Here is a 24752-nt window from a genome sequence, read left to right as displayed (position 1 = left end):
ACGCTGTGTCAATAGGTCGGACGCCTAGCCGTATGGACGTCCGTTTCGAAATACTCGTGCAAGGGGTTTCCATGAAGGTGTTCGCTGGTCTTTTCCTCGCCGTCTCGCTCGTGACGGCCGCCTGTGCCGGCCCCGCGCAGCGCGGCTCGGCCGCACCTGTCGCGGCAACGCTGCAAGGCGATACGGCCCATCCGGATGCCACCCGTGGATGGGTCCGCACGGAGCTCTACTTCGGGTTGGGTCGCGCGGATGCGCACGACGGCGTGGACGAAGCGGCGTGGCGCGGTTTCCTCGACAAGGAAGTGACGCCCCGTTTTCCCAGCGGCCTCACCGTGGTCGACGCTTACGGCCAGTGGCAGGGCAGGCAACAGGCCCAGCCCGAGCGCCTCCGCTCGAAGATCGTGGTGCTGCTGTATCCCGATACGCCGGCGGCGCGGGCGTCGGTCGATGCCATCCGCGCGGCGTGGAAGGCGAAGACGGGCGACCAGTCCGTGCTGCGCGTGACCCAGCCCGCGGACGTGTCCTTCTGATGGCGGCCGTCCCCGCAACGCGTCGTCGCTTCGGCGGCGGCGACCTCAACGGCGTCCTGGGTCTGGTGGTCGACAACCTGTCGTTGCTGGCCTTCCTGGCCACGGCGCTCATCGGCATCTTCGGCATGCCGGCCGACCTGGTGTTCCGGCGCATGTTCCCCGGCACGGCACTCGGCGTGCTGCTGGGCAATCTCGCCTATACCTGGATGGCCCGCCGCCTGGCCGCGCGCACCGGCCGCGACGACGTCACGGCCATGCCGCTGGGGATCGACGCGCCGACCACCATCGGCATGGCGCTGCTGGTGCTGGGCCCGGCGTTCGCGGGCTACCGGCAAGCCGGCATGGATGCCGCCGCCGCCGGGGAGGCCACCTGGCACCTGGGCATGGCGTCGCTGGTGGTCATGGGCGTGCTCAAGTTGGTGCTGTCGTTCTTCGGGGCGTGGGTGCAGCGCTCGGTGCCGCGCGCGGGCCTGCTGGGCTCGATTGCCGGCATCGCGCTGGTGCTGATGGGCCTGCTGCCGCTGGTCGAGATCCTGCGTGTGCCGGTGGTGGGCTTTGCCGGGCTGGGTATCGTGCTGTACGCGCTGATCGCCCGGCGGCGCCTGCCGTTCGGCATCCCGGGCGTGCTCGGCGCCTTCGTCGTCGGCGTGGCGCTGTATTACGGGCTGGGCCCGGTCGGATTGCTGGGCAGCGGTTATCACGCGCCCGCGGGCTGGACATGGCGGCTGGGCCTGCCGCTGCCCAACCTCGGTTTCCTCGATGCCTTGCCGGCCACGCTGCCCTACCTGCCCCTCATCCTGCCGTTCGGCCTGCTGATGGTGGTGGGCGGCATCAACGTGACCGAAAGCGCGCGCGCGGCGGGGGATGATTACTCGACCCGCGACATCCTGCTGGTCGAGGCGCTGGCGACGCTGGTGGCGGGCATCTGCGGGGGCGTGGCGCAGACCACGCCATACATCGGACAGCCGGCCTACAAGGCCATGGGCGCACGCACGGGCTACACCCTGGTCACGGGTCTGGTCATCGGCCTGGGCGGCGTGTTCGGCTACCTGTCCAACCTGGTGGAATTGCTGCCCGTGGCGGTGCTCGCGCCGATCCTGGTCTTCGTGTCCGTCAGCATCACCACCCAGGCGTTCGAGGCCACGCCGTTACGCTACGCGGGCGCCGTGGTCTTCAGTTTCTTCCCGGCCATCGCGCGGCTGCTGGCCATCAAGCTGGGCGATCCGACCATCGTGGACCCGGCGCATTTCGCGGCGCTGTACGCCGACAACGCCCACGGTATTTCGGCCATGGCGGTCATCGTGATCCTCGGCAACGGCTTCATCATCACCTCGATGGTCTGGGCCAGTTTCGTGGTGGCGATGATCGACGGGCAGGTGCGCAAGGCCGCGGGTATCGTGGCGCTGGGGGGCGTGCTTACTGCGTTCGGGGTGATTCATTCGGTGGCGCCGATCGGTTCGGTGTACCTGCCCTGGTTGCTGGATGCGGCGGCGCGGGCGGTGGTGTGGCAGTTCGTGGCGGCGTATGGGGTGTTGGCGGGGGTGTTGATGGTGTTGTCGGTGGGGGAGACGAGGGGGGCGCGGGAGGCTTCGTAGGGGCGGCGGGGTGGGGTCGGAAGCGCCTTGGGGTAGGGTGGGGGCGGCTTCTTCGCTGCGTTGGCTTTTCGCTCACATCGTGAGCTCCTACGCGTTGGTTTTTCGCTCACATCGTGAGCTCCTACCCGCGTTGTAGGTGAGGTTTGGCGGGTTGTAGGTGGGATGTGGCGGGTTTTGGGTGGATGGCGTGGGGCGGTGCTTGAATTGCGGGGGGTGGGAGGCCACCCTTGGGCATTGTCCCGAGGAAAATCCCCATGTCTCTTTCCGACCTGACCTCATTGCCGGGCGTGACCGCCGCGCCGGACGCCGTGACCCATGGCTACGTGTTCAACCATACGATGATCCGGGTGCGCGACCTGGACGTGTCGCTGGACTTCTATACGCGGGTTCTGGGCTTTACGCCCGTGTACCGGCAGGTGCACGAAGAGGCGGCCTTCACCATCGTCTACCTGGTGCTGGTGGGCGATCGTGCGCTCATTCCGGATGACGACGCGGAGCGCAAGCGCTGGGTGCTGTCGCAGCCAGGCGTGCTGGAGCTGACGCACAACCACGGCACGGAGAAGGATGCCGCCTTCGCTTACCATAATGGCAACGGCGAGCCGCGCGGCTTCGGCCACCTGTGCGTGAGCGTGCCTGACGTCAACGCCGCCTGCGCGCGTTTCGAGGCGATGGGCGTGGCGTTCCAGAAGCGCCTGAGCGACGGTCGCATGCGCCATATCGCCTTTATCCGCGATCCGGACCAGTACTGGATCGAGATCCTCCAGCCCACGCCGTTCGTCGCCTGACCCGCCTGACGCCATGCCGACCAACCTGCCCCCGGTAACCCGCAATCTCCTGATCGCCAACGTGCTGGTCTTCATCGTGCAGACGCTGCTGGGCGACGAGCAGACGCTGGCGGTGAGCCGCTGGTTCGCCCTGTGGCCGATCGGCCACGACCTTGCCGTGGACCTGGGCGGCGGCGATATCGCCGGCATCGGGTTCCGCGTTTGGCAGCTGGTGACCTACGGCTTCATGCATGGAAGCATCATGCACATCGTGCTGAACATGTACGCGTTGTACATGTTTGGTGGGCTGATCGAGCGCGTGATGGGCCAGCGGCGCTTCGTCATCTACTACTTCACCTGCCTCGTAGCGGCCGCCGTGGCACAGCTGGCGGTGGTGTACTTCTTCGAGCCGGGCCGCATGTACCCGACGGTGGGTGCGTCCGGTGCGGTGTTCGGCCTGCTCGGCGCATTCGCCATGCTGTTCCCGCGCGAGAAGCTGATGCTGATCCCGATTCCCATCGGTATCCCGGCGTGGTTGTTCGTCACGCTCTACGGCGCCGCCGAACTGATCTTCGGTGTTACCGGCACGGTATCCGGCGTGGCGCACTTCGCCCACCTGGGCGGATTGTTCGCCGGGCTGGCGCTGCTGTGGGCGTGGGGCGTCAGGCCGCCGCCACGCCCTTCGTTCTGAAGCGAGTCAGCGCAGCGCGAGGAAATCCGGGCTGACCACGAAGCGTACCGAGTCGAGGCGGAAACGCGCTTCGGGGATCGCTGCCAGCAGGGCATCGCGTTCGTTCTCCACCGCCTCCAGCTCTGCGTCGGTGATCGACGGATTGACCGCGTGCAGGGCGACCAGCCGCGCGTACTCCGTGTCGAGTTCGCGCCGTGCGGTTTCCATCGCCTCCACCTTGATCACTTCGGCACGGGCCTCGGCGAGGTCCTGTGCGCGTTCCAGCATGGGCGGCACCAGCTTGGAGAGGAACTTGCGATAGCGCGGCACCTCGATGTTGCGATCGGGCGCGCGGCGCATGGCGACGTCGCTGGGGCGGAAGCCCGGGCGTTCGCTGAGCTTGGTGTCCACCGTCAGGGCCAGCGGTGTCGTGGGCAGGAAGCGGCCCGGATCGAGCGTGCGGTCGGCGATGATTTCCAGCACGAACACGGCCTGCAACAGGGCCGTGCGCACGGGCAGGGCATCGTCGACGAGGAAGGCGGCATTGCCGTTCTCTCCCGAGACCAGCAGGTCCACCGCGGCCAGCACCATCGGGTGGTCGAGGCGCAGCAGCGGCAGGTCTTCGCGTGCGAGGGCGAGGTCGCGCGAGAACGTGACCGACAACGGACCATCGGCAAAGCCGGTGAGGCCGTCGGTGGACAGGTACTGCGGATCCAGCAGCACGATGTCCTTGGCCAGTTCTTCCGCGTGCACGCCGAAGGTCTCGAACAGGCGCTGGATGAAGGCGTCGCGCGCTTCGTCGGCGTCTTCGGCGGCAAAGCTGCCGGCGAGGTCGTCCGCATGCGGGTCGCGGCTGGCGGCCAGTTCGAGCAGATGGTCGCGGCCGGCGTGGATCAGGGCGGCCAGTTCCTCGTGCGCGCCGCGGGTCTCGGCGATGAGCGCATCCAGCTCCTGGTCGCGCGCGTCGTCCTCGCGGGCGTGCTCGTCGGCGAGCGTGGACAACAGCTCACCGAACCGACGCAGCAGCTCGCGACCGTCGGCGGGACTGGAGCGGAACGCGTCCATGCCTTCGTCGTACCAGCGCGCCAGGATGTGCTGCGCGCTTTGCTCGACCACGGGCACGTGGATGCTGATGTCGTGTTTCTGGCCGATGCGGTCCAGGCGACCGATGCGCTGTTCGAGCAGGTCCGGATCGAGGGGGAGATCCCACATCACCAGGCGGTGGGCGAACTGGAAGTTGCGGCCTTCCGAACCGATCTCGGAGCACAGCAACAGGCGCGCGCCATCGGGCTGGGCGAAGAACGCGGCGTTGCGGTCGCGCTGCACGATGCCCAGGCCTTCGTGGAAGCGGGCCACGCCCACGCCACTCTTCGTGCGCAGGGCTTCCTCGATCGCCAGCACCTTGGCCTGGCTGCGGCACAGCAGCAGGAACTTGTCCGCCGGATGCGCGTCGAGCAGGCTCAGCAGCGCGGCCAGGCGCGGGTCGTCGTGGTAGTCGAATTCCAGTGGTGCCGGTGGCTGTTGCAGGTCGGAGCGGAACTCTGCCAGCAGGGCGTCGCGGCGGCCGGGCTCGAGCGCATCGGCATCCAGCACGCGGATGTGCGGCACACGGTGCGGAAAGCCGCCGATGCCGGCACGGCGGTTGCGGAACATGGCGCGGCCGGTGCCGTGGCGATCGATGAGGGCGGCCAGCAGGGCGTCGTTGGCGTCGTCGCGCTCGACCAGGCCGAGCAACTCGCGGTCGCCGGTGAAGCGAGCCTTGAGCACCTCGCGATGCGCCGTGCCGAGTGTCTCGCCCGCGGCCAGCACGCTGGCGACTTCGGACAAGGCGCCATAGCCTTCCGCCTCGCCGAGGTAGGTGTCCAGGTCGCTGTAGCGCTGCGGGTCGAGCAGGCGCAGGCGGGCGAAATGCCCGGCGCGGCCCAGCTGCTCGGGCGTGGCGGTGAGCAGGATGACGCCCGGCGTGGCGGCGGCGAGGGTCTCGACCAGGCGGTAGCGGGGGCTGGCCTCGTCCGGGGTCCAGGCCAGGTGGTGGGCTTCGTCCACCACGATCAGGTCCCAGCCGGCCTCGGTCAGCTGCGCGGCGCGCTTCGGCGAGCCTTCGAGGAAGGCGAAATCGGCGATGACCAGCTGTTCGTCCTCGAACGGATTGCGGCCGTCGCTAGCCTGTTCGATCGCCTCGCAGCGTTCTTCGTCGAAGATCGAGAAGGACAGGTTGAAACGGCGCAGCAGCTCGACGAACCACTGGTAGACCAGGGTTTCCGGCAGCAGCACCAGCACGCGACCCGCGCGCCCGGCCGCCAGCTGGCGCGAGAGGATCATGCCGGCCTCGATCGTCTTCCCCAGGCCGACCTCGTCCGCCAGCAGCACACGGGGCGGGCGACGCGCGGCGGCGATGCCGGCCACACGCAGCTGATGCGGCACCAGGCCGATCCGCGCCGATTCCAGGCCCCAGGCCGCGGAGCGACGGGCATCGGCACGCCGGCGCAGGGCTTCCAGGCGCAGGTCGAAGCGGTCGTTGGTGTCGGTACGGCCACCGATCAGGCGGTCGTCCGCCTGAGACAGCGCCTGTTCGTCGTCCAGCTGGCCTTCTTCCAGTTCGCGGCCTTCGCCACGGTAGACATAAAGGCCCTCACGTTCCTCGATGCGCTCGACCAGGAAGGCGATGCCCTTGCCCGATACACGCTGGCCGGCGCGGAATTCCGCACGAATCAGGGGGGCGCTGTCCGACGCATAGGGGCGCAGCACGCCCGCCTTGGCGAACAGCACCTGCACGCTACGTCCCTCGACGCGAAGAACGGTGCCGAGACCGAGCTCGGGCTCGGCGGTGGAGATCCAGCGTTGACCGGGTTGGAACATGCGAGGGGAGCCAGGACTGCAAGGGGGCGTTGATTATCCGCCGCCCGGCTCCGGATGCCTACCTTTGTGAGATCAGGTCTCGGCCCAGCGTCTCAGCAGGTTGTGATAGACGCCCGTCAAGCGCAGGATCGCCGCCTGATCCGCCCCTGTGGCCGACAGCTCGCGGATGGACGTATCGAGCTCCAGCAGCAGCCGCCGCGCACCATCGTCGCGGACCAGGCTCTGCACCCAGAAGAACGCGGCGATACGGGCGCCACGCGTCACCGGCGTCACCCGGTGCAGGCTGGACGAGGGATAGACGATGGCGTGGCCGACCGGCAGCTTGACCTCGTGCTCGCCGTAGGTGTCGCTGACGATCAGTTCGCCGCCGTCGTACTCGTCCGGCTCGGACAGGAACAGCGTGCATGAGATATCGCTGCGGACGTGTTCGTCGCCGTGGCCGGTGGACATCACCGCGCCGTCGATATGGAAACCGTATTCGCCACCGCCTTCGTAGCGGTTGAAGCGCGGCGAGATCGTGCGCAGCGGCAGCGCCGCCGCGTGGTAGAGCGGATGGCGGGTGAGCGCCGCGACCACCTGTTCACCCAGCTGGCGCCGCAGGGGCGATGCATCGGGCAGCTGCAGGTTGCGCTTCACCTTCGCGCCCTGCGGACCGACGGTCTGCCGACCGTCGGTCCAGTCGGCATCCATCATGGCGGCACGCATTCCCGCGACCTGTTCGGCGGTCAGGACATCGGGGATATGCAGCAACATGGCGGATTCTTCCGGTGGATCAGAAACGGACGTTGGCGGTGAGCATCGCCGAGCGCGGCGTCCCCGGAGTGTAGCGGTAGCCGCTCTTGTTGATCGCGGCCACGTAGCGCTTGTCGAACAGGTTGTACACGTTGAGCTGGAGGTCGATGTTGCGGTTGATCGGGTAGCTGGCCATCGCATCGAACACCCAGTACGCCTTGGTGTACTGCGGCGTGCCCACCGCGCCGTCGGTGCCGCGCAGCAGTTCGCCGGAATAGCGTGCGCCGCCGCCGACGGTCAGGTCGAACGGCAGGTGGTAGGTGGTCCAGGAGGTGAACGCCTTCTTCGGCGTATAGGCAAGGTCGTCCGAGCCGTTCTGCGTCACGTGGGTGCCTTGCTCCACAGTGGCGTCCATCGTGGTGAAGCCGGCGCTGACCGCCCAGTCTTCCGTCAGCTTGCCCAGGGCCGATACCTCGATGCCCTGCACGCGCTTCTTGCCGATCTGGTAATAAAGCAGGTCGGTCGGGTCCTGCACCAGCTCGTTGGTCACCGTGGTGCGGTACAGCGCGCCGGTCAGCAGCAACCGCGAGTCGAGCAGATCCCACTTGGTGCCGATCTCGGCGGTACGTGCCTTCTGCGGATCGAAGTTGGGATTGTCGGCACTGTTGGTTGCGCCGGACAGCGTGAGCGTGTTGCCGCCCGGTGGCTCCTGCGACTGCGCCACGTTGATGTAGATGCTGCCGTTGGCGGCCGGCTTGTACAGCACGCCCACCTTGTAGTTGATCAGGTTGTCGCTCTTGGTGGTGTCCACGCCGGGCAGGATGCTGCCGGCCGGCAGGCGACCGCACGCGGGGCCATTGCGCGCACCGCAGACCACGAGGCTGCTGAAGTCGGTCTTGTAATGGTCGAAGCGCACACCGGCGTTCACCTGCCAGTTCTCGCCGAACTTCAGTGTGTCGAACAGGTAGGCTGCGGCGGTGTTGGTCTTGCCGCTCGATACCGCACCGGTCTCGTGGTAGCGCAGACCACCCACGTCGGAGTACGGCTTGTACAGATTGGCCGCCGGCAAGGTGCTGCCGGTGACGGGGCCGAGGCCAATGGTGCGTGCCTGCTCGTTGGTCAGCTCGATACCGGCGCTGATGTTCTGCGTGACCGCACCCGACTCGATCGTCGCCGTGAGGTTGGTCTGGTTGGTGGCGATGCGGTTGGACTGGTGCTTGAACGTCGGCAGGCTGCGTGCCAGCGTCCAGGTCGACGGATCGGCCGGGTCGGGCGTGAGCAGGTTGGCGGTGGTGCCCATGAACGCGGTCAGCAGGTAGTCCTGCGTGGTGCGTGCCCAGCGCGAGCTGTTGTGCAGCGCCACGGTGTCGCTGAAGTCGTGCTCGACGATGACGGTGAACATGTCCTGCGTGACATGATCGTGGTCCTGGTTGGTGCCGTAGTAGTTGTCTTCGTCGACCTTGCCCGCGCCGGTGAGGAACGCTCGGCGATCGGGTGACGTGTAACCCGGCAGGCCGATGGTCGGCACGCCGCCGTCTGGCACGTTGTTCTGTTTGATATGCAGGTAGTCGAGGTAGACACGGGTCGGTGTGCCGAGCCCGAAGGCCAGCGACGGCGCCACGCCCCAGCGGTTGTTCTCGATCCGGTCGCGTCCGGCCACGTGGCTGTCCTGGCCCATGACGTTGAGGCGGAACGCCGCGTCGTTGCCCAGCGCCTGGTTCCAGTCGGCGGTGCCGCGGCGGCGCTGGCCGCTGCCCACCTGCACCGAGCCGGATACGCCGTTGCCGAGCACCGGCTGCTTGGTCACGAGATTGACCGCGCCGGTGGGCGCGGTGCGGCCGTACTCCGTGCCGTCCGGCCCCTTGGTGACTTCCACCTGCTCGATGTTGAACACATCGCGCGACACGGTGCCCAGGTCACGCACGCCGTCGACAAAGATGCTGCCCGAGGTATCGAAGCCACGCATGTAAATGGAGTCGCCGGTGTTGGTCGAGCCGTTCTCGCCGACGAAGAACGTGCCCACGCCCGGGCTGTTGCGCAGCGCCTCGGTCAGCGTGGTGGCGCCCTGTTGCTGCATCAGGGCGCGGTTGATCACCTGGATGGTCTGCGTGGTGTCCAGCAGCGACTGGGTGAACTTGGGCGAGGACACCTTGTCCACGCGGTAATCGCTGGAGCGATCCGCCTGCACCTGCATGCCTGGGAGGGCCTGCGCGTCGTTGACCTTGGCCTGCTGCGGCGGGGCGACATCCACCGGTGCATCGCCAGCGATGGCGCCATGGGCGAGCGAGAGGAGGACGGCGGCGCCGACGGTGCGTACCGCGGGTGCGGCGTGCTTGCGGCTGGTGATGAAGGCCATGGTAATCCTTGCGAGAGACGATGACGAAAAGGGCGGGGGCCCGGGCTGCGCGCACGCGGCCGCATCGCGCGAGGCGATGACTGGGGCGGAAGACGGTGACTGCCCTTGCGATGCGTGCTGCGCAGGTAAGCGTTAACCCGGCGTGATGCACATCGTAAACTTAATGAGAACGATTCGCAATATTCATGTATGGGATCTCCAGGGATTCGCCCATCCCCTCGTCGCCATGGTGTCGAGGAATGGGGCTTCGCCGATCGGCTCAGCGCAGTCGGTCGAGGCGCAATCGCTGCCGTTCGTCGGTCAGGCGCGATATGGCCAGAAACGCCGTGCCGATCGCGGACAGGCAGCTGGAGCCCGCGAGCAGGATCAAAAGCAGGATCTGGTATTTCACGGCGTCTACCGGATCGGCGCCGGCAAGCATCTGGCCCGTCATCGTCCCCGGCAGGGTGATGACGCCGGCGGCGGCCATCTGGTTGATGACCGGAACCATGGCGTTGCGGATGGCACGGGTCACCAGGGGCGCGGTGGCGTTGCGAAAGCTGCGGCCCAGCATGAGCTGGGCCTCGATGCCTTCGCGTTGCAAGCTCACGTTGTCCAGGACGCCGGACAACGCGATGCTGCCCGCGTTGAGGATGCTGCCGAGCAGGATGCCCACCAACGGGATGGCGTAGCGGGGGTCGTACCATGGCTCGGGGCGTATGGCGGTCATCAGGGCGAAGGCCGTCGTCAGGAGCACCACGCCGACCACGTTGGGCAATGCCACCAGCGCGTTCCCGTCGCGCAGCCGGCGCGACGGTCGCACGGCCACTTCGCGTGCCGCGACCAGGGACATGGCAAGCAGGATGCCTGCGGTCAGCCACGGCGAGTGACCGGCGAACACGTAACGCAGCAGGTAACCCACGGCGACGAGCTGTACGACCATGCGCAGTGTCGCGATCGCCAGCGCGCGATGAAAGCGCAGCCGTAGCCACACCGACAGGCCCCCGTCGATCAGCAGCAGTATCCCGGCCCACGCGATATCGGTGGTGTGCAAGCTGAGCGGCATCATGGCCGCACCAGCGTGCCATCGCACATGACCAGGGCTTCATCGCCGAGACGGTCCGCCTGCGCGACGTCGTGCGTGACGATCACCACGATCAGGCCTTCTTGCATCCGTCGGCGCAGGACGGCCTCCACGGCGAACGTCGCCGTCGCATCCAGCGAGGCGGTCGGTTCGTCCAGCAGCACCACCCTCGGCCCGGTGAGCAACGCACGGATCAGGGCGAGTCGCTGGCGTTCGCCCGTGGACGTTTCATCGACCGGTTGGCCGAACAGTCGGTCGGCGAGCAATAAGTCGCAGGCCAGCGCACCGCGTTCGTCGGACTGCCCGGCGACGAAGTGTTCGTCCACACTGTCCGCCCACCAGCCGCTCCTGGCCGGAAGCAGGGCCACGCGGCGGCGCCACGTCGTCGGCGACATCGTGGCACGGTGCTCGGCGTCGAGCGATACCTGACCCTCACACGGGTCGAGGTCGGCGAGCATGCGCAGGAGCAGGCTCTTGCCCGAGCCGGAAGGACCGGTAATGGCCAGGCACCGCCCGGACGGGACATGGAAATCGAACGGCCCGGCGAGGCTGCCGCGCAAGGCATGGACATCGAGGCTCAAGAAAGGCGTCCGTGGTCATGGTCATATCGGGGTCGCCCACGGTGAACGCGGGCAGGGTTTGCTCACCGATAGGGTCACCCTTGCGACTTATCTGAAGCTTACGCCGGTACTCAGCCACTTCTAAGCCACGTCCGGAATAATGCGCTCGCCTTGCCGAATACGTGACCCAAGCCGCGCGCATGGATGCGATACCTGACGTCGTTGTGTGCCGAAGAGGACGTGATCGATGAACATTATCGTGGTCGAGGACGACGCGCGGTTGGGCTGCGCCATCAAACGGGCGCTGGAACATCTGGCTTACACGGTCACCTGGCTGCGCAACGGCGCCGAAGGCCTCGAGGCATTGCGTAACGAGTCGGTGGATCTCGTACTGCTCGACCTGGGCCTGCCCGAGAAGGATGGCATCGACGTCATCACGGAAGCGCGCCGGCTCAACGTCAGGACGCCCATCCTGGTGATGACCGCCCGGGACAGCGTGGAGTCGCGCATCCAGGGGCTCGATGCCGGTGCCGACGACTACATGACCAAGCCCTTCCATCTCGATGAACTGGCTGCGCGCATCCGCTCGCTGGCTCGACGCGCGCGGGGCCTGGCCGACAACCAGCTGGACGCGGGCGCCCTGTCGCTCAACCTGAGCACCCTGGAGGTGACCTACCACGCGCGTCCCGTCGAGCTGACCCGACGCGAGTTCGCGTTGCTGCGTATCCTCATGGAGCGCCACGGCAAGATCGTCCGCCGCGAGACCATCGAAGGCTCCGTCTACGGCATGGAATCGGACGTGGGCCCGAACGCGCTGGAGGTCCTCGTGCATTCCCTGCGCCGCAAGCTCGGCGCCGAGGCGATTCGTACCGTGCGCGGTTTCGGTTACATGGTGCCGCGCGACCTCGCATGATCGTGCCGCGCTGAGGCGCGGCCATCGAAGCGGGCGTCATTCCGGCCTGTCGTCACGCCGGATGCCCGGCCAAAGATTGCGCTAAGCCGGCATGTCTAACCTGCGGGCCATGAAAGCCGCCGGATGGAATGCGTTGCGTCACTTGCTTGCCCTCGTCGGGGCGACCGGTCTGGTGGGCTGTGCGACCTATCGCCCGCTGCCGCTCGTCACGCATGCCACGCTGGCCCGTCGTGTCGAGGACCTCCAGGGTGGCAAGGGCACGGCCCTGCCGCTGGACGAGGCGGCCGTCCAGCGCCTTGTCCTGCTCAACAATCCCACGCTGGCCGCGACGCGCGCCCGCCATGGCGTCGGCCGGGCGCAGGTGCTGGACGCCTCGACCCTGCCGAACCCGAGCGTGCAGGCCAACCTGGGCTTCCTGGTGGCCGGTGCAGGCGACGTGCCGGCGTGGGGCGCCAGCTTCGCGCAGAGCCTGCAGGGTCTGATCGTGCGCGGTGCCCGTCGCGACGAAGCGCGTGCCACGGCCTCGGCCACCGACGCACAGCTGCTGTGGGAGTCCTGGGTCACGTTGGCGCGGGCGCGCCAGCTCGTCGTCGACGTGGTCGATGGCGAGCGCCGCCTGACCCTGCGCGATCGCCTGGCCGACCTGATCGAAGCACGCGCGGCATCGCTGCGCGCCGCCGTGGGGCGAGGCGATGCGGACGCCGGTACATCCAGCGCCGTTTTCGCCGCGGCGGTCGACGCACGCACGGCGGCCAGCGACGCGCGACAGGTCGTGCAAGCGCAGCGTGCGGAACTGTCGGCGCTGTTGGGCCTCGATGCCGACGCGCCCTTGCCGCTGGCACCGCTGCCAGCGCTGGGGCCTTTCGATCTGACGCAGGCGACGGCGGCAGTCGCTTCGATGGGCGAGCACCGTCCCGATCTTGCCGCGCTACGCTTCGCCTACGCCGCGCAGGAGGCGCGCCTGCGCGGCGCGATCCTCAACCAGTTTCCGCCGTTGTCGGTCGGCGTGGACGCCACACGCGACAGCAGCAAGGTGCTCGACATCGGTCCTTCCGCCTCGCTCGAGTTGCCCGTGTTCGATCGCCAGCAGGGCAAGATCGCGGTGGCCGAGGCGACGCGCCAGCAGCTGCATGACGAATACACGGCACGCATCGACGAGACCGTGGTCGAAGCGCACGCCTTGATCGCCGCGGTGGTCGCCGCGGCGCGGGCCGCGGCGCGCACCACCACGGACACCGTGGCGATGGATGCAGCCAGCCGCGCCTTCGCCCGCGGCGACATCGATGCCGCCATCTACGCCGATCTCAACGTCGCCGCGCTGGGGCAGGATGTCGACCGGATCACCCGTGACCTGTACCGGCGCGAGCAGCGCATCGCGCTCGACGCACTGACCGGCGCGGGATTGCCCAGCTCGCTTCCGCCCGGGATCGCGCCATGATTCGTTTTCTTTTCCGCGCCGCCGTGGTGGCGATCGTCGTCGCGCTTGGCGGCTGCGATACCGGTGCCGATGCGGGCACGCCGGGGGCGATGATCCCGAGTGCCGTGATCCGGCAGGTGACGCCGGTGCGCGGCCACTTCGACGATATCGTCGTGGCCTATGGCCAGGGTGCGGCGGGCAGCGGCGGCACGCGCGCGTTGACGTTGCCGATCGACGCGACGCTCACCCGGGTCGATGTCGCCGCGGGGCAGCATGTGAACGCCGGGCAGGTCCTGGCGTCGTTCGTGCCGACGAAGGCGGCCGCCGCGGCACGTGTGGCGGCGCGCTCGGCCGTTGCGTTGGCACGGGCGCAACGTGAACGCACGGCACGCCTGCTCGCCGACCACCTCGCTACGAACGACCAGCTGGCCCAGGCGGACAAGGCCATGCATGACGCCGAAGCCGCATTCGCCGCCCAGGACACGCCGCACGAGAAGCTGCAGGCACCCGCCGATGGCACGGTGCTGACCATCGATACGCTGCGTGGTGCACAGGTCGCCGCGGGCGGGACGATCATGACGCTTGCCGATACCGACTGCACCGGCTTTGCGGGTGGCATCGAGCCCGCCGATAGGGCCCGTGTGCACGCGGGTGACACGGTGGCGCTGCACGCGTTGTCGGGAGGACGCGAGCTGCCCGCCCGGGTGGCCACGGTGGCTGGTGCGGTCGATCCGCAATCGCGTCTGGTCGGGGTTACGGTCTCGACGTCATACCCGCTGATCCAGGGCATGGCCTATCGCGCCGATATCGTGGTCGGTTCGCTGGCCGGCTGGCAGTTGCCTGCCGATGCCGTGACGGGCGAGGAAGGCGCACGTGCCGTGTGGCAGGTGAGGCAGGGACAGGCGCACCGTGTCCCGGTGACCGTGGTCGCGCAGCACGGCGACCAGGTGCTGGTGGCTGGCGCGATCGAGGCATCGCTGGCGCTGGTGACGGTCGGTGCCACACAACTGGACGAGGGTATCCAGGTGCGCCCCATGGATACGCCATGAGCGGCGACGGCTTCCTTGTCCGTCACGCAAGGACCTTCATCCTGCTGGCGATGGCACTCGCGATCGCCGGTGCCGTGGCCGCCTGGGCGCTACCCGTGGGCCTGTTTCCGCAGGTCGCGTTCCCGCGTATCGTCGTCGATCTGGATGCCGGCGACCGTCCCGCCGATACGATGGCGCTGCTGGTGACCCGCCCCGTGGAAGAGGCGATCCGGACGGTGCCCGGGGTCGAGAGTGTCCGCTCGGAAACCTCGCGAGGTGCCGCCCAGGTCTCGGTGGACTTCGGCTGGGGGCGAGACATGATCGCATCCACGCTGCTGGTCGATGCGGCCATCGCGCGCGTCGTCACCAGCCTCCCCGCAGGCATCACTTACGACGTCCGGCGCATGGACCCGACGGTGTTCCCGATCATCTCGTATGCGTTGCGCTCGGACAGCGTGTCTCCTGCGGGCCTGCGCGATCTTGCCCGGTTCCGCATCGCCCCGGCGCTGGCTTCGGTACCCGGCCTGTCGAGGGTCGACGTGCAGGGCGGCGACACACCGGAAATCGAGGTGGAAGCCGATGTCCGGAAGCTTGCCGCGCATGGCTTGTCGCTCGACGACCTGGTCGGGGCGATCGGCGGCGCCAACGTCGTCCGTGCGGTCGGCCGCGTCCAGGACCGCAACAAACTCTTCCTCACCCTGGTCGACCAGCCGATCCGTGACGTGCGCGACATCGGCGCCGTGGTGGTGCGACGTGCGGACAGCGGCTGGATACGCGTATCCGACGTAGCCACGGTGCGCACGGGTGTCGAACCGCAATGGACCCGGGTTGCCGAAGACGGCCGACCCGCGGTGTTGTTCAACGTGTTCGAGCAGCCCGACGGCAACGCGGTGGCGATCGCCGCGGAGGCCAGGGCGCGCCTGGCCGGGCTGGCGCTGCCGAAGGGCGTCACGTTGCGCAAGTGGTACGACCAGAGCGAGCTGGTGACCGATGCCGCCGCCAGCGTACGTGACGCCATTGCGATCGGCCTGCTGCTCGCGGCGGTCGTGCTCTGGGCGTTCCTGCGCAACATGCGTATCGTGGCGATCGCCATGGTCGTCGTGCCGGCGACCCTGGCGATCACGGTCCTGCTGCTGCGCGGGATGAACATGAGCTTCAACATCATGACCCTCGGTGGCATGGCCGCGGCCGTCGGGCTGGTGATCGACGATGTCATGGTGATGGTCGAGCACCTTGCCCACCGCACTGCGCACGCCGCGGGATCCGAAGCGCGGGACGGCATACAGCGAAGCCTCTTTCGCTCGGCGCGCGACTTCCTGCCGCCGCTGTCCGGCTCAAGCGCGGCGACGTTGATCGTGTTCGTGCCGATGGCGTACCTGGACGGCGTGACCGGCACGTTCTCGCGTGCGTTGTCCATCACGATGGCCTGCGCGCTCGCGGTGTCGTGGGCCATGACCGCCTTCATCGTGCCGTATCTCGCCTCGCGCTGGATCGATGTGTCGCGCTGGAGCGATCCGGGCGTGGGCAAGGCGCGCGGCCTGGTTCGCTGGCATGGCGCAGCCTACCGTACAGCGGTGCGCCGGCCCTGGTGGGCCGCCATCGTCATGCTTTGCCTGTTCGTCGCAGGTGCCTTCGCGGCATCACGGGTACCTACCGGTTTCATGCCCGATGCCGACGAGAGTGGCTTCGTCCTCGATTACTACACGGCGGCGGGCACGTCGCTCAGCGAAAGCGAACGCCAGGTCGCCCAGATCGAGACCATCCTGCGCACGCGGCACGATGTCGAGACGTTCTCGCGTCGTCTCGGCACCGGGCTTGGCGGCGACCTCGGCCAGGCGCATCACGGCGACGTGTTCGTCCGGCTGAAGCCCGATCATGCGGCGCCGACCCGTGAGGTGATGGAGGACGTGCGCGAAAGCGTGTTGCGAAACGTTCCGGGCGTGGAGGTGGAGGCCGCGCAGTTGACGGAGGACCTCATCGGCGACCTGATCGCCGTGCCGCAGCCGATCGAAGTGAAGCTGTATGGCGACGACGAGGTGGCCTTGCGCGCTACGGCGACCCGTGTCGCGGAAAAGCTGGCGCACACCGACGGCCTGGTGGATATCCAGAGCGGCGTCCGCATCGCGGGAGATGCACTGGACATCCGTCTCGACCACGATGCGGCGGCTGCGGAGGGCGTCGACGCCGATCTGGTCGGACGCAGCGTCGGTGCCGCGCTGGACGGCGTCGTTGCTACCACGCTGCCCCTGCTTACCCGGGCGGTCGGCGTCCGCGTGTCGATGCCCGGCGCGCGGGAGTGGCGCATCGCCGATCTCGCCGACTTGCCACTCAGGGCGCCCGATGGTCACGTCTTTCCCCTGCGTCGCATCGCGTCGCTCGTGCCGGTGAGCGGACAGGCGCAGATCACCCGCGAAAACCTGCAGACGATGGTACCGGTGACCGCGCGTATCGCCACCGGTGGCATGGACGCCGCGGTGTCCGGCGTTCGTGCCGTGCTGGCGCAGCCCGGCCTGTTGCCGACCGGCACGCGCTACGAACTGGGCGGCCTCTACGCGCAGCAGCAGGTGGCGTTCGCCGGTCTGCGCAAGGTCTTTGCGGTGGCCATGTTCGCCGAATTTCTGCTGCTGATGCTGCTTTACCGCAGCCTGTGGCTCTCGGGTCTGGTGATCGCTGCCTCACTGCTGTCGGCGTCCGGCGTCTTCCTCGCGTTATGGGTCACCGGGGTGGATCTCAACGTCACCGCCATGATGGGCCTGACCATGGTCATGGGCATCGGTACCGAGATGGCGATCTTCCTGGTCTCCGAATACGTGGCCCGTCGCCGTACGGCGACGTCCGTGGCCGCTTTGCGGCGTGCGGTGCGCCTTCGTGTAAGGCCGATCAGCATGACCACTTTCGCGGCGATCCTCACCTTGCTGCCGTTGGCGCTGGCGATCGGCCGCGGGGCGCGCATGCAGCAGCCGCTCGCGATCGCCATCGTCGGTGGCCTGCTGGTGCAGTACCCGCTGGTCCTGCTGGGCTTGCCCGTGGCCATCGGCGCCGTGGAGCGCGGGCGTGAACGGACGTCGAATCGTCATCCAACGGACAGGAAGATCTAAGGTACTTGCGGCATCGTGGGTGCCTGACTACCGCCAGAGCCTGTCATGTCTCCTTTCGCATCCGCCCCCGCCGCTTCGTCGAGTGAGGCCGCCCGTGTGCCCATGCACGGTCACGGCGCGCTCTGGCGCCGTCGAATGGCCACCTGGCTGGTGAACCATCTGCTCCCGCCGGCGAAGAACCTGGTCGGCGCCGCGAGCCTGCCGTCGATGGGCATCCAGCGCATCCTGGTGTGCCGCCCGAACCATCGCCTGGGCAACACCCTGCTGCTCACGCCTTTGCTGGTCGAGATGGAACGGCGCTTCCCCGGTGCGGAAGTGGATATCCTTTCGGCGGGGCCCGCGGCGCACGGCGTGTTCCGCGGATTCGACATCGTGGGGGATTGCACGACGCTCGACCGCCGTGCCGTGCGACATCCGCTGAGGACCCTCGGCGCGCTGCGCAAACTGCGGGCGCGTCGGTACGATCTGGTGATCGATGCCGCGGCGGGCTCGTCCTCGGGTCGTCTGGCGGCCATGCTCACGAAAGCGCGATTCCAGCTGCGCACCGACGCGATGCCGACGGAGGGTCTGCCGTTGCACCTCGCGGCGCGTCCCGTGCAGGCCCTTCGCTGGGCGCTGGGCGTCGCGGGTGACGCCGATATTCCCCTGCTGGACCTGCGCCTGACCGACCAGGAACGTGGCTGCGGCATCAACGCACTGGCACGCGTTTTGAACATCATCGACCCGCGCGAACGACCGGTACTGGCGATTTTCCCGAACGCCACAGGCTCCAAGCGCCTGCCGGCGGCATGGTGGAGCGACTTCACCACGGCGTTGCTGGCGAAGACCGGCGACATGCGTATCGTCGAACTGGTGTCTGCCGACGGTCAGTCGCGTCTGGGGGGCGGCTATCCGACGTACTACACCAGCGATCCGCGCAAGCTGGCCGGGTTCATCGAAGCCGCCGGCACCTACGTCAGTGCGGATTGCGGCGTGATGCACCTGGCGGCCGCGACCACCGCGACTACCGTGGGTCTTTTCGGTCCGACCGATCCGCAACGTTACGCGCCGTATGGTCGCGACAATGCCGCCGTGACCTGCGACGACGGCTGCCCGCGGCAGGCAGCGGCGCGCGTGGCGGCGCACCTGCTGGGCCGACGGCTTCACACACGAAGCACGTAGTAGGGAACGATGCCGTCGGTACCGGTAGGCGCAGCGCTGCGCTGCACCCGCAAGCCATGGCGTGCCGCGCTTTCATGGACGTCGACCAGCACCGGCGTGTGGCCGAACAGGACGATAAGCCCGCCGCGTCGCACACTCGGTACCAGTCGGTTGAACAGGACGTTTTTAGAGTGAGTGATTTCTCCGGACCGAAAAAAGACGCCGCACAAGGCGTGCGGCGTCTTCTGATCTACGAGGCGCGATTGACGGCGCTTACCAGATCTTCACCTGCTTGTCGCCCGAGCGAACCATCTTCGCATCCGGCTTGCACTGGAACGCGGTAGCGAAGGCTTCCATGTTCGACGGCGCACCGATGGCGCGCAGCGAGGCGGGTGCATGCGGGTCGGTGTTGAGGTAGAGCATGGCCTGCTTCTCGCGCACGCTGCCGCGCCACACGCGGGCCCAGTTGAGGAAGAAACGCTGGTCCTGGGTGTAGCCGTCGATCTTCGACTCCGCTTCCTTCGGATTCTTCTTCAACGCTTCCTGCAGAGCGTCGTATGCCACGGCCGTGCCGCCAAGGTCGGCGATGTTCTCGCCCAGGGTCAGCTTGCCGTTGACGTGCAGGTCCGGCTTGTCTTTCAGCGGCGTGTATTCGTCGAACTGCTTGACCAGCTTGGCGGTGCGCTCGTCGAACTTGGCGCGATCGGCCTTGGTCCACCAGTTGCTGTTGTTGCCTTCGCCGTCGAACTGGCTGCCCTGGTCGTCGAAACCGTGGCTGGCTTCGTGGCCGATCACCGCGCCGATACCGCCGTAGTTGATCGCGTCGTCGCCGTTGGCGTCGAAGAAGGGCGGCTGCAGGATGGCGGCCGGGAAGTTGATCGTATTGTCGGTCGGGTTGTAGTACGCGTTGACCGTCTGCGGCGTCATGCCCCATTCCATGCGGTCGGTCGGCTTGCCGATCTTGGCGATGTCGTAGTGGTAGTTGAACTTGCCGGCGGCTTCGACGTTGCCGTAGTAGTTCTCGCCGTTGACGTCCAGGCCCGACCAGTCACGCCACTTGTCCGGGTAGCCGATCTTGGGCAGGAAGGTGTTCCACTTGGCGATGGCCTTCTGCTTGGTCTCGTCGCTCATCCAGTCGAGCTTTTCCAGGCGTGACTTGAGCGCGTTACGCACGTTGTCCACCAGCTCGCTGGCGCGCTGCTTGGCTTCCGGCTTGAACACCTTGGCCACGTACAGCTGGCCCAGGCCTTCGCCCATGGACGTGTTGACGGTGCCGAGCACGCGCTTCCAGCGCGGCTTCTGCTGCGGCTGGCCCGCGAGGGTCTTGCCGTAGAAATCGAACTTGTTGTCCTGGAAGGTCTTGGACAGGTACGGCGAGGCGCTGTCGATGGCGTGGAAGCGCAGGTAGGCCTGCCAGGTGGAGACCGGCGTGGTCGCCAGCATCGTGTCGAACGCCTTGAAGAACTTCGGCTGCGACAGCGAGAAGCCCTTGTCGACGGTGACGCCCTGGGCGGCGAAGAACTTCTCCCAGTTGAAGTGCGGGGTGACCTTGTCCGCTTCCGCCACGCTGACGAAGTGGTACTGGTTTTCCGGTGCGCGCAGTTCCACCGGCGAGAGCGAGGCCGCGGCGAGCTGGGTCTCGAATTTCATGATGGCGTCGGCCTGCGTCTTCGCATCCGCGTCGGACACGCCGGCCAGGGTCAACGTCTTGACGATGTAGTCGACATAGGCCTTGCGGTTGTCGGCCTGCTTGGGATCGGTGTAGTAATCCTTGGTCGGCAGGCCCAGGCCGTCCTGCTGGGTGAAGCCGATCTGCATCTTGGCGTTCTTGAAGTCGGCGCCGGCGCCGAAGCCGAACACGTAACCGTTGCCGTCGTTGAAGCTGCTGTCGAGGAAGTCCACGATGTCCTGCGGCGACTTCAGCGCGTCGATCTTCGCCAGCTCCGGCTTCAGCGGTTCGATGCCGGCCTTCTCGATGGCATCCTCGTTCATGCCCGAACGGTAGAGCAGGCCGATCTTCTGTTCGATCGAGCCGGCCTTGGCGCTGGCCGCGCCCTTGTCCATGGCGTCGACGATGTCGTGCTGGGTGTTCAGGCTGGTTTCCGCCAGCTGGTCGAAGGCGCCCCAGCGGGTACGGTCGTCCGGAATGGGGTTGGCCGCCACCCACTTGGCATTGACGAAGCCGTTGAAGTCGTCGCAAGCGTCGATGCCGGTGTCCAGGTCGGCCACGTTGAACGTGGGGCCTGCAGGCGCGGCGGCGGCCGTGGTGGCCGGAGCGGGCGCGCTGCCCGTCGCGGCCGGGGCGTTGGCGGCCGGCGCGGCGCTGTCGGCATCGTTGTGCTGGCTGCACGCGGTGCCGGCGAGCGCGATGCTCAAGGCCAGCGCGAGCGGCTTCAGGTACTGCTTGGTCATGGATGTCCCTCGATGGAAAGTGACGTACATCGGCACCCCCCGGGCGCCGCACTGCCCGAGGATAACGGCTGGCGGGCCGGCGCAGGGCTAACCGTGACGAAAGTCATGGTTCGGCATATTCCGCAAGGAATCGCGGCGAAGTGACGCCGGACTGTCATCCGCGTTTCGCAAACTAGGGCGTCGCCGCGTCACAGGGGGTGCGGTCTTCACGCAATGCGATCGTCTTATCGAGGAATCATCGTCATGCGCAAGTTACTGGCTGCGGGCATCGCCTGCGTGCTCACCCTGTCCGGCGCGTCCATCGTCGTGGCCCAGCAGACCGCGCCCGCGGAGGCCACGTCCGTCGAGGATGCCCTGGGCTTCGGTTTCGGCCACGGCCATGGCAGGGGCCCGCATACGGCCACGCCGATCCGGCACCTCGTGGTGATCTTCCAGGAAAACGTTTCCTTCGATCACTACTTCGGTACCTATCCGTTCGCGGCCAATCCGGCCGGCGAACCCGCTTTCTACGCCCGGCCGTTCACGCCGCCGGTGAACGGGCTGACGCATCGGCTGCTCACCGCCAACCCCAATGCGGCCAACACCGGCAATGCCGACGCCGCGATCAACCCGTTCCGGTTGAGTCGCGCGCAGGCCGCCACCGCCGACCAGGATCACGGCTATACGTCGGAGCAGCGCGCCTTCGACGGCGGTCGCATGGATGCCTTTCCGCGCTACACCGGCCGCGGCGAGACGCTGCCCGGCGGCGACGCCGCGGAAGAGGGCAAGGGCCAGGTCATGGGCTATTACGACGGCAACACCGTCACGGCCTACTGGAACTACGCCCAGCGCTACGCCCTGAGCGACAACCATTACGGCACCGGCTTCGGTCCCTCCACTCCCGGCGCGGTGAACCTGATCGCCGGGCAGACCGCGGGCGTGATCGACACCCTCAACGGTACCGGTGCGGAAACCGATGACGGCCACGGCGGGCTGACCATGATCGGCGACCCCGATCCGCTGGGCGATGTCTGTTCCTCGCCCACGGCCAACCAGGTGACCATGGGTGGTCGCAACATCGGCGATTTGCTCAACGAGCAGCAGGTGACCTGGGGCTGGTTCCAGGGCGGTTTCGACCTGGGCGTGACCAACCCGGACGGCAGCACGGGGTGCGGCCGGCATACCCTGTCCGCGGTGACCAAGGTCACCTCCAACGATTACAGCCAGCATCACCAGCCGTTCCAGTACTACCCCTCCACCGCCAATCCGACGCACGCGCGTCCCACGTCGCTGGCCATGATCGGCCGTACCGATGCGGCCAATCACCAGTACGACACCCACGATTTCTACGACGCGCTGGACACCGGGCACCTGCCGGCGGTGAGTTTCCTCAAGGCGCCCGCGTACCAGGACGGCCATGCCGGTTATTCCGATCCGCTGGACGAGCAGGCCTTCGTCGTCCACGTGATCAACGCCCTGCAGCAAAGCGACGATTGGAAGGACACCGCCGTCATCATTGCGTACGACGATTCCGATGGCTGGTACGACCACCAGGCGCCGCCGCGCGTCAACGGTTCGGTCGGCAGCACCGACGCCCTCGATGGCGACGGTGTATGCAAGGGTCACGGCACGTTGCCCGGGCTGGATGGCAAGACGCCGGCGCAGGGCCGCTGCGGCTTCGGTCCGCGCCTGCCGCTGCTGGTGGTGTCGCCGTGGGCCCGCGAGAACATGGTCGACCACAGCATCACCGACCAGAGTTCGATCACGCGCTTCATCGAGGACAACTGGCTGTCCGGCAAGCGTATCGGTGGCGGTTCCAGCGATGCACAGGCTGGCCGCATCGACGGCATGTTCGACTTCTTCCTGCCACGCCTGTTCGATCGCAAGCTGATCCTCGACGAAACCACCGGCCAGCCGAAGCACGCTGGCGGCGGCTGGCCGGGTTGGCCGCAGTGGCCGAACGGGAACGGTGGGCATGGTTGATCGCCGTCGGTTCCTGACGACGGCGGGTTGGGCGGCCGCGGCGGGATGGATCCCGTCGCGGTTGCTCGCGCACGACATGCACGGCATGCACGCGGCGCCGGCCGGCAAGGTGGGCAACACGTTGTGCATGCATCCCATGGGCGATACCAGCCGGATGCCCGGGCTGGTCGATCCGGCACGCCTGGCACCGTTCGTGGATGCCTTGCCGTTGCCGCCCGTGCTGCACGCCGTGCATGGCAAGCCGCTGCACGTGCGCATGGCGCAGACCGCGCAGAAGCTGCACCGCGACCTGCCGCCCACGACCTTGTGGACCTACGGTGGGCATTACCCCGGCCCCACCATCGAGGCACGCACGGGTCAGCCGATCGATGTGATCTGGGAAAACGCGCTCCCGCGCAAGCATTTCCTTCCCGTCGACCACGCGATCTGCGGTGCCGAGGCGGACAAGCCCGAAGTCCGCGCCATCGTGCACCTGCACGGGGCCAAGGTGCCGCACGCGGACGACGGTTATCCCGAGGACTGGTACGTGCCCGGCGTCTCGCGCCGTCACCACTATGCCAACGTGCAGGACGCGACGGCGCTGTGGTACCACGACCATGCGATGGGCATCAATCGGCTCAACATGTACGCCGGGCTGATGGGTATGTATCTGCTGCGCGACGAGCACGAGTTGTCGCTCGGCCTGCCCGCGGGCGAGCAGGAGCTGCCGCTGGTACTGGCCGATCGGCTGCTGCATACGGACGGCCGTTTGTATTATCCCGATTCCGGTGACGCCAAGGCCCCGTGGGTGCCGGAGGTATTCGGTAACCTGACCGTGGTCAACGGTGTGGTGCTGCCACGAGCGGATGTGCTGCCGCGTCGTTACCGTCTGCGCGTGCTCAACGCCGCGAACGGGCGTTTCTACCACCTGCGCTTCCGCGACGGCCGGCCTTTCCAGGTTATCGGCTCGGACCAGGGTCTGCTGGCGTCGCCATCGACGATGAAATCGATCTTCCTGGCGCCGGGCGAGCGTGCGGACATCGTGGTCGATTTTGCCGCGTTGCGCGGCGGTACGGTCGAGCTGATGAACGATGCGCTGCCGCTCATGCGTTTCGCAGTGGGGCAGGGCGCGGTTCGCGACGACAGCCGTGTGCCCGACGTGCTGCGCGACCTGCCGCGCGTGACGGCGTCCACCGCGTCGAAGACCCGCGAGCTGACCCTCGACGAATACAGCGACTGCGTCGCCACGCCCATGCTGATGCTGCTCAACGGCAAGCGCTGGCACGATCCGGTGACGGAGTCGGTAAAGCTCGGCAGCACCGAGATGTGGAACCTGGTTAACCTCACCGAGGATACCCATCCGATCCACCTGCACCTGGTTCGTTTCCAGATCCTCGATCGGCGTCCGTACGACGTGGACGAGTATATGGAAAAGAAGACGATCCGCTATGTGGGGCCGGCGCAGGAACCGCCGCCGCACGAGCGTGGCTGGAAGGACGTGGTGCAGGCGTATCCGGGCATGGTCACGCGCATCGTCGCCACCTTCGACGGCTTCCCCGGACGCTACGCGTGGCACTGCCATCTGGCCGAGCACGAGGCGAACGAGATGATGCGTCCGTTCGAGGTGGTGGCCTGAGCCACCGTGCCTGGTAAGTCAGGCAACGGGCGCCGCGG

18 protein-coding genes are annotated in these 24752 nt (G+C 67.5%); 11 read left to right on the top strand and 7 right to left on the bottom strand.

Going from position 1 to position 24752, the window contains the following annotated elements:
* Nucleotides 1-71 precede the first annotated feature (71 nt).
* The 4 genes from AB8808_RS16280 to AB8808_RS16265 all read left to right on the top strand — a co-directional run bounded on the left by AB8808_RS16280 (nt 72) and on the right by AB8808_RS16265 (nt 3580).
* Nucleotides 72-530, top strand: a complete 459-nt coding sequence (locus AB8808_RS16280; RefSeq protein ID WP_369930653.1) for a DUF3574 domain-containing protein — start codon at nt 72-74, stop codon at nt 528-530.
* Nucleotides 530-2125: a hypothetical protein gene (locus AB8808_RS16275; RefSeq protein WP_369930652.1), complete on the top strand. Its 1596-nt coding sequence runs from the start codon at nt 530-532 to the stop codon at nt 2123-2125. Before AB8808_RS16280 ends, AB8808_RS16275 begins: the two co-directional genes overlap by 1 nt.
* A 254-nt stretch (nt 2126-2379) precedes the next feature.
* On the top strand, nt 2380-2910 hold the full coding sequence (gloA, locus tag AB8808_RS16270; protein ID WP_369930651.1) for a lactoylglutathione lyase: 531 nt from the start codon (nt 2380-2382) through the stop codon (nt 2908-2910).
* Between the two features lie 13 nt (nt 2911-2923).
* Nucleotides 2924-3580, top strand: coding sequence for a rhomboid family intramembrane serine protease (locus AB8808_RS16265; protein WP_369930650.1), 657 nt, complete (start codon nt 2924-2926; stop codon nt 3578-3580).
* 6 nt (nt 3581-3586) lie between these two features.
* Here the strand turns inward: AB8808_RS16265 and rapA are convergent, their stop codons facing one another.
* From rapA to AB8808_RS16240, 5 genes are all read right to left on the bottom strand, one after another.
* Nucleotides 3587-6418 carry an RNA polymerase-associated protein RapA gene (rapA, locus tag AB8808_RS16260; RefSeq protein ID WP_369930649.1) on the bottom strand — a complete coding sequence of 944 codons (2832 nt, stop codon included), beginning with the start codon at nt 6416-6418 and terminating at the stop codon, nt 3587-3589.
* Nucleotides 6419-6490: 72 nt separating this feature from the next.
* Nucleotides 6491-7171: a Fe2+-dependent dioxygenase gene (locus AB8808_RS16255; RefSeq protein ID WP_369930648.1), complete on the bottom strand. Its 681-nt coding sequence runs from the start codon at nt 7169-7171 to the stop codon at nt 6491-6493.
* A gap of 19 nt (nt 7172-7190) precedes the next feature.
* Nucleotides 7191-9506 (bottom strand): catecholate siderophore receptor Fiu, encoded by a 2316-nt coding sequence (locus AB8808_RS16250; protein WP_369930647.1) that lies wholly within the window; start codon nt 9504-9506, stop codon nt 7191-7193.
* 259 nt (nt 9507-9765) lie between these two features.
* On the bottom strand, nt 9766-10554 hold the full coding sequence (locus AB8808_RS16245) for an ABC transporter permease (protein WP_369930646.1): 789 nt from the start codon (nt 10552-10554) through the stop codon (nt 9766-9768).
* Complete coding sequence (locus AB8808_RS16240) at nt 10551-11150, bottom strand: ABC transporter ATP-binding protein (protein WP_369930645.1); 600 nt, start codon at nt 11148-11150, stop codon at nt 10551-10553. Before AB8808_RS16240 ends, AB8808_RS16245 begins: the two co-directional genes overlap by 4 nt.
* Before the next feature lie 226 nt (nt 11151-11376).
* Here AB8808_RS16240 and AB8808_RS16235 point away from each other — a divergent pair, with 226 nt between their 5' ends.
* From AB8808_RS16235 to AB8808_RS16215, 5 genes are all read left to right on the top strand, one after another.
* Nucleotides 11377-12042, top strand: a complete 666-nt coding sequence (locus tag AB8808_RS16235) for a response regulator (RefSeq protein WP_369930643.1) — start codon at nt 11377-11379, stop codon at nt 12040-12042.
* A 91-nt stretch (nt 12043-12133) separates the two neighbouring features.
* Nucleotides 12134-13480: a TolC family protein gene (locus tag AB8808_RS16230; RefSeq protein WP_369930642.1), complete on the top strand. Its 1347-nt coding sequence runs from the start codon at nt 12134-12136 to the stop codon at nt 13478-13480.
* Nucleotides 13477-14508, top strand: a complete 1032-nt coding sequence (locus AB8808_RS16225; RefSeq protein ID WP_369930641.1) for an efflux RND transporter periplasmic adaptor subunit — start codon at nt 13477-13479, stop codon at nt 14506-14508. The genes AB8808_RS16230 and AB8808_RS16225 overlap by 4 nt, the downstream gene beginning before the upstream one ends.
* Nucleotides 14505-17585 (top strand): efflux RND transporter permease subunit, encoded by a 3081-nt coding sequence (locus tag AB8808_RS16220; RefSeq protein ID WP_369930640.1) that lies wholly within the window; start codon nt 14505-14507, stop codon nt 17583-17585. Before AB8808_RS16225 ends, AB8808_RS16220 begins: the two co-directional genes overlap by 4 nt.
* 45 nt (nt 17586-17630) lie before the next feature.
* Nucleotides 17631-18746 (top strand): glycosyltransferase family 9 protein, encoded by a 1116-nt coding sequence (locus tag AB8808_RS16215; protein WP_354517053.1) that lies wholly within the window; start codon nt 17631-17633, stop codon nt 18744-18746.
* Here AB8808_RS16215 and AB8808_RS16210 read toward each other — a convergent pair.
* Together AB8808_RS16210 and AB8808_RS16205 are read right to left on the bottom strand one after the other, a co-directional pair.
* Nucleotides 18728-18880 carry a hypothetical protein gene (locus tag AB8808_RS16210; RefSeq protein WP_506193229.1) on the bottom strand — a complete coding sequence of 51 codons (153 nt, stop codon included), beginning with the start codon at nt 18878-18880 and terminating at the stop codon, nt 18728-18730. The two genes, AB8808_RS16215 and AB8808_RS16210, sit on opposite strands and share 19 nt — an antisense overlap.
* A 118-nt stretch (nt 18881-18998) precedes the next feature.
* Nucleotides 18999-21137, bottom strand: coding sequence for a M13 family metallopeptidase (locus AB8808_RS16205; RefSeq protein WP_369930639.1), 2139 nt, complete (start codon nt 21135-21137; stop codon nt 18999-19001).
* A gap of 243 nt (nt 21138-21380) precedes the next feature.
* Here AB8808_RS16205 and AB8808_RS16200 point away from each other — a divergent pair, with 243 nt between their 5' ends.
* Together AB8808_RS16200 and AB8808_RS16195 are read left to right on the top strand one after the other, a co-directional pair.
* Complete coding sequence (locus AB8808_RS16200) at nt 21381-23099, top strand: phospholipase C (protein WP_369930638.1); 1719 nt, start codon at nt 21381-21383, stop codon at nt 23097-23099.
* On the top strand, nt 23092-24714 hold the full coding sequence (locus AB8808_RS16195) for a multicopper oxidase family protein (RefSeq protein WP_369930637.1): 1623 nt from the start codon (nt 23092-23094) through the stop codon (nt 24712-24714). The genes AB8808_RS16200 and AB8808_RS16195 overlap by 8 nt, the downstream gene beginning before the upstream one ends.
* Nucleotides 24715-24752 lie beyond the last annotated feature (38 nt).

This window comes from Xanthomonas sp. NCPPB 2632 (genome assembly GCF_041228075.2).
Classification (GTDB): domain Bacteria; phylum Pseudomonadota; class Gammaproteobacteria; order Xanthomonadales; family Rhodanobacteraceae; genus Luteibacter.
This window is presented reverse-complemented; position numbering and strand designations above follow the sequence as displayed.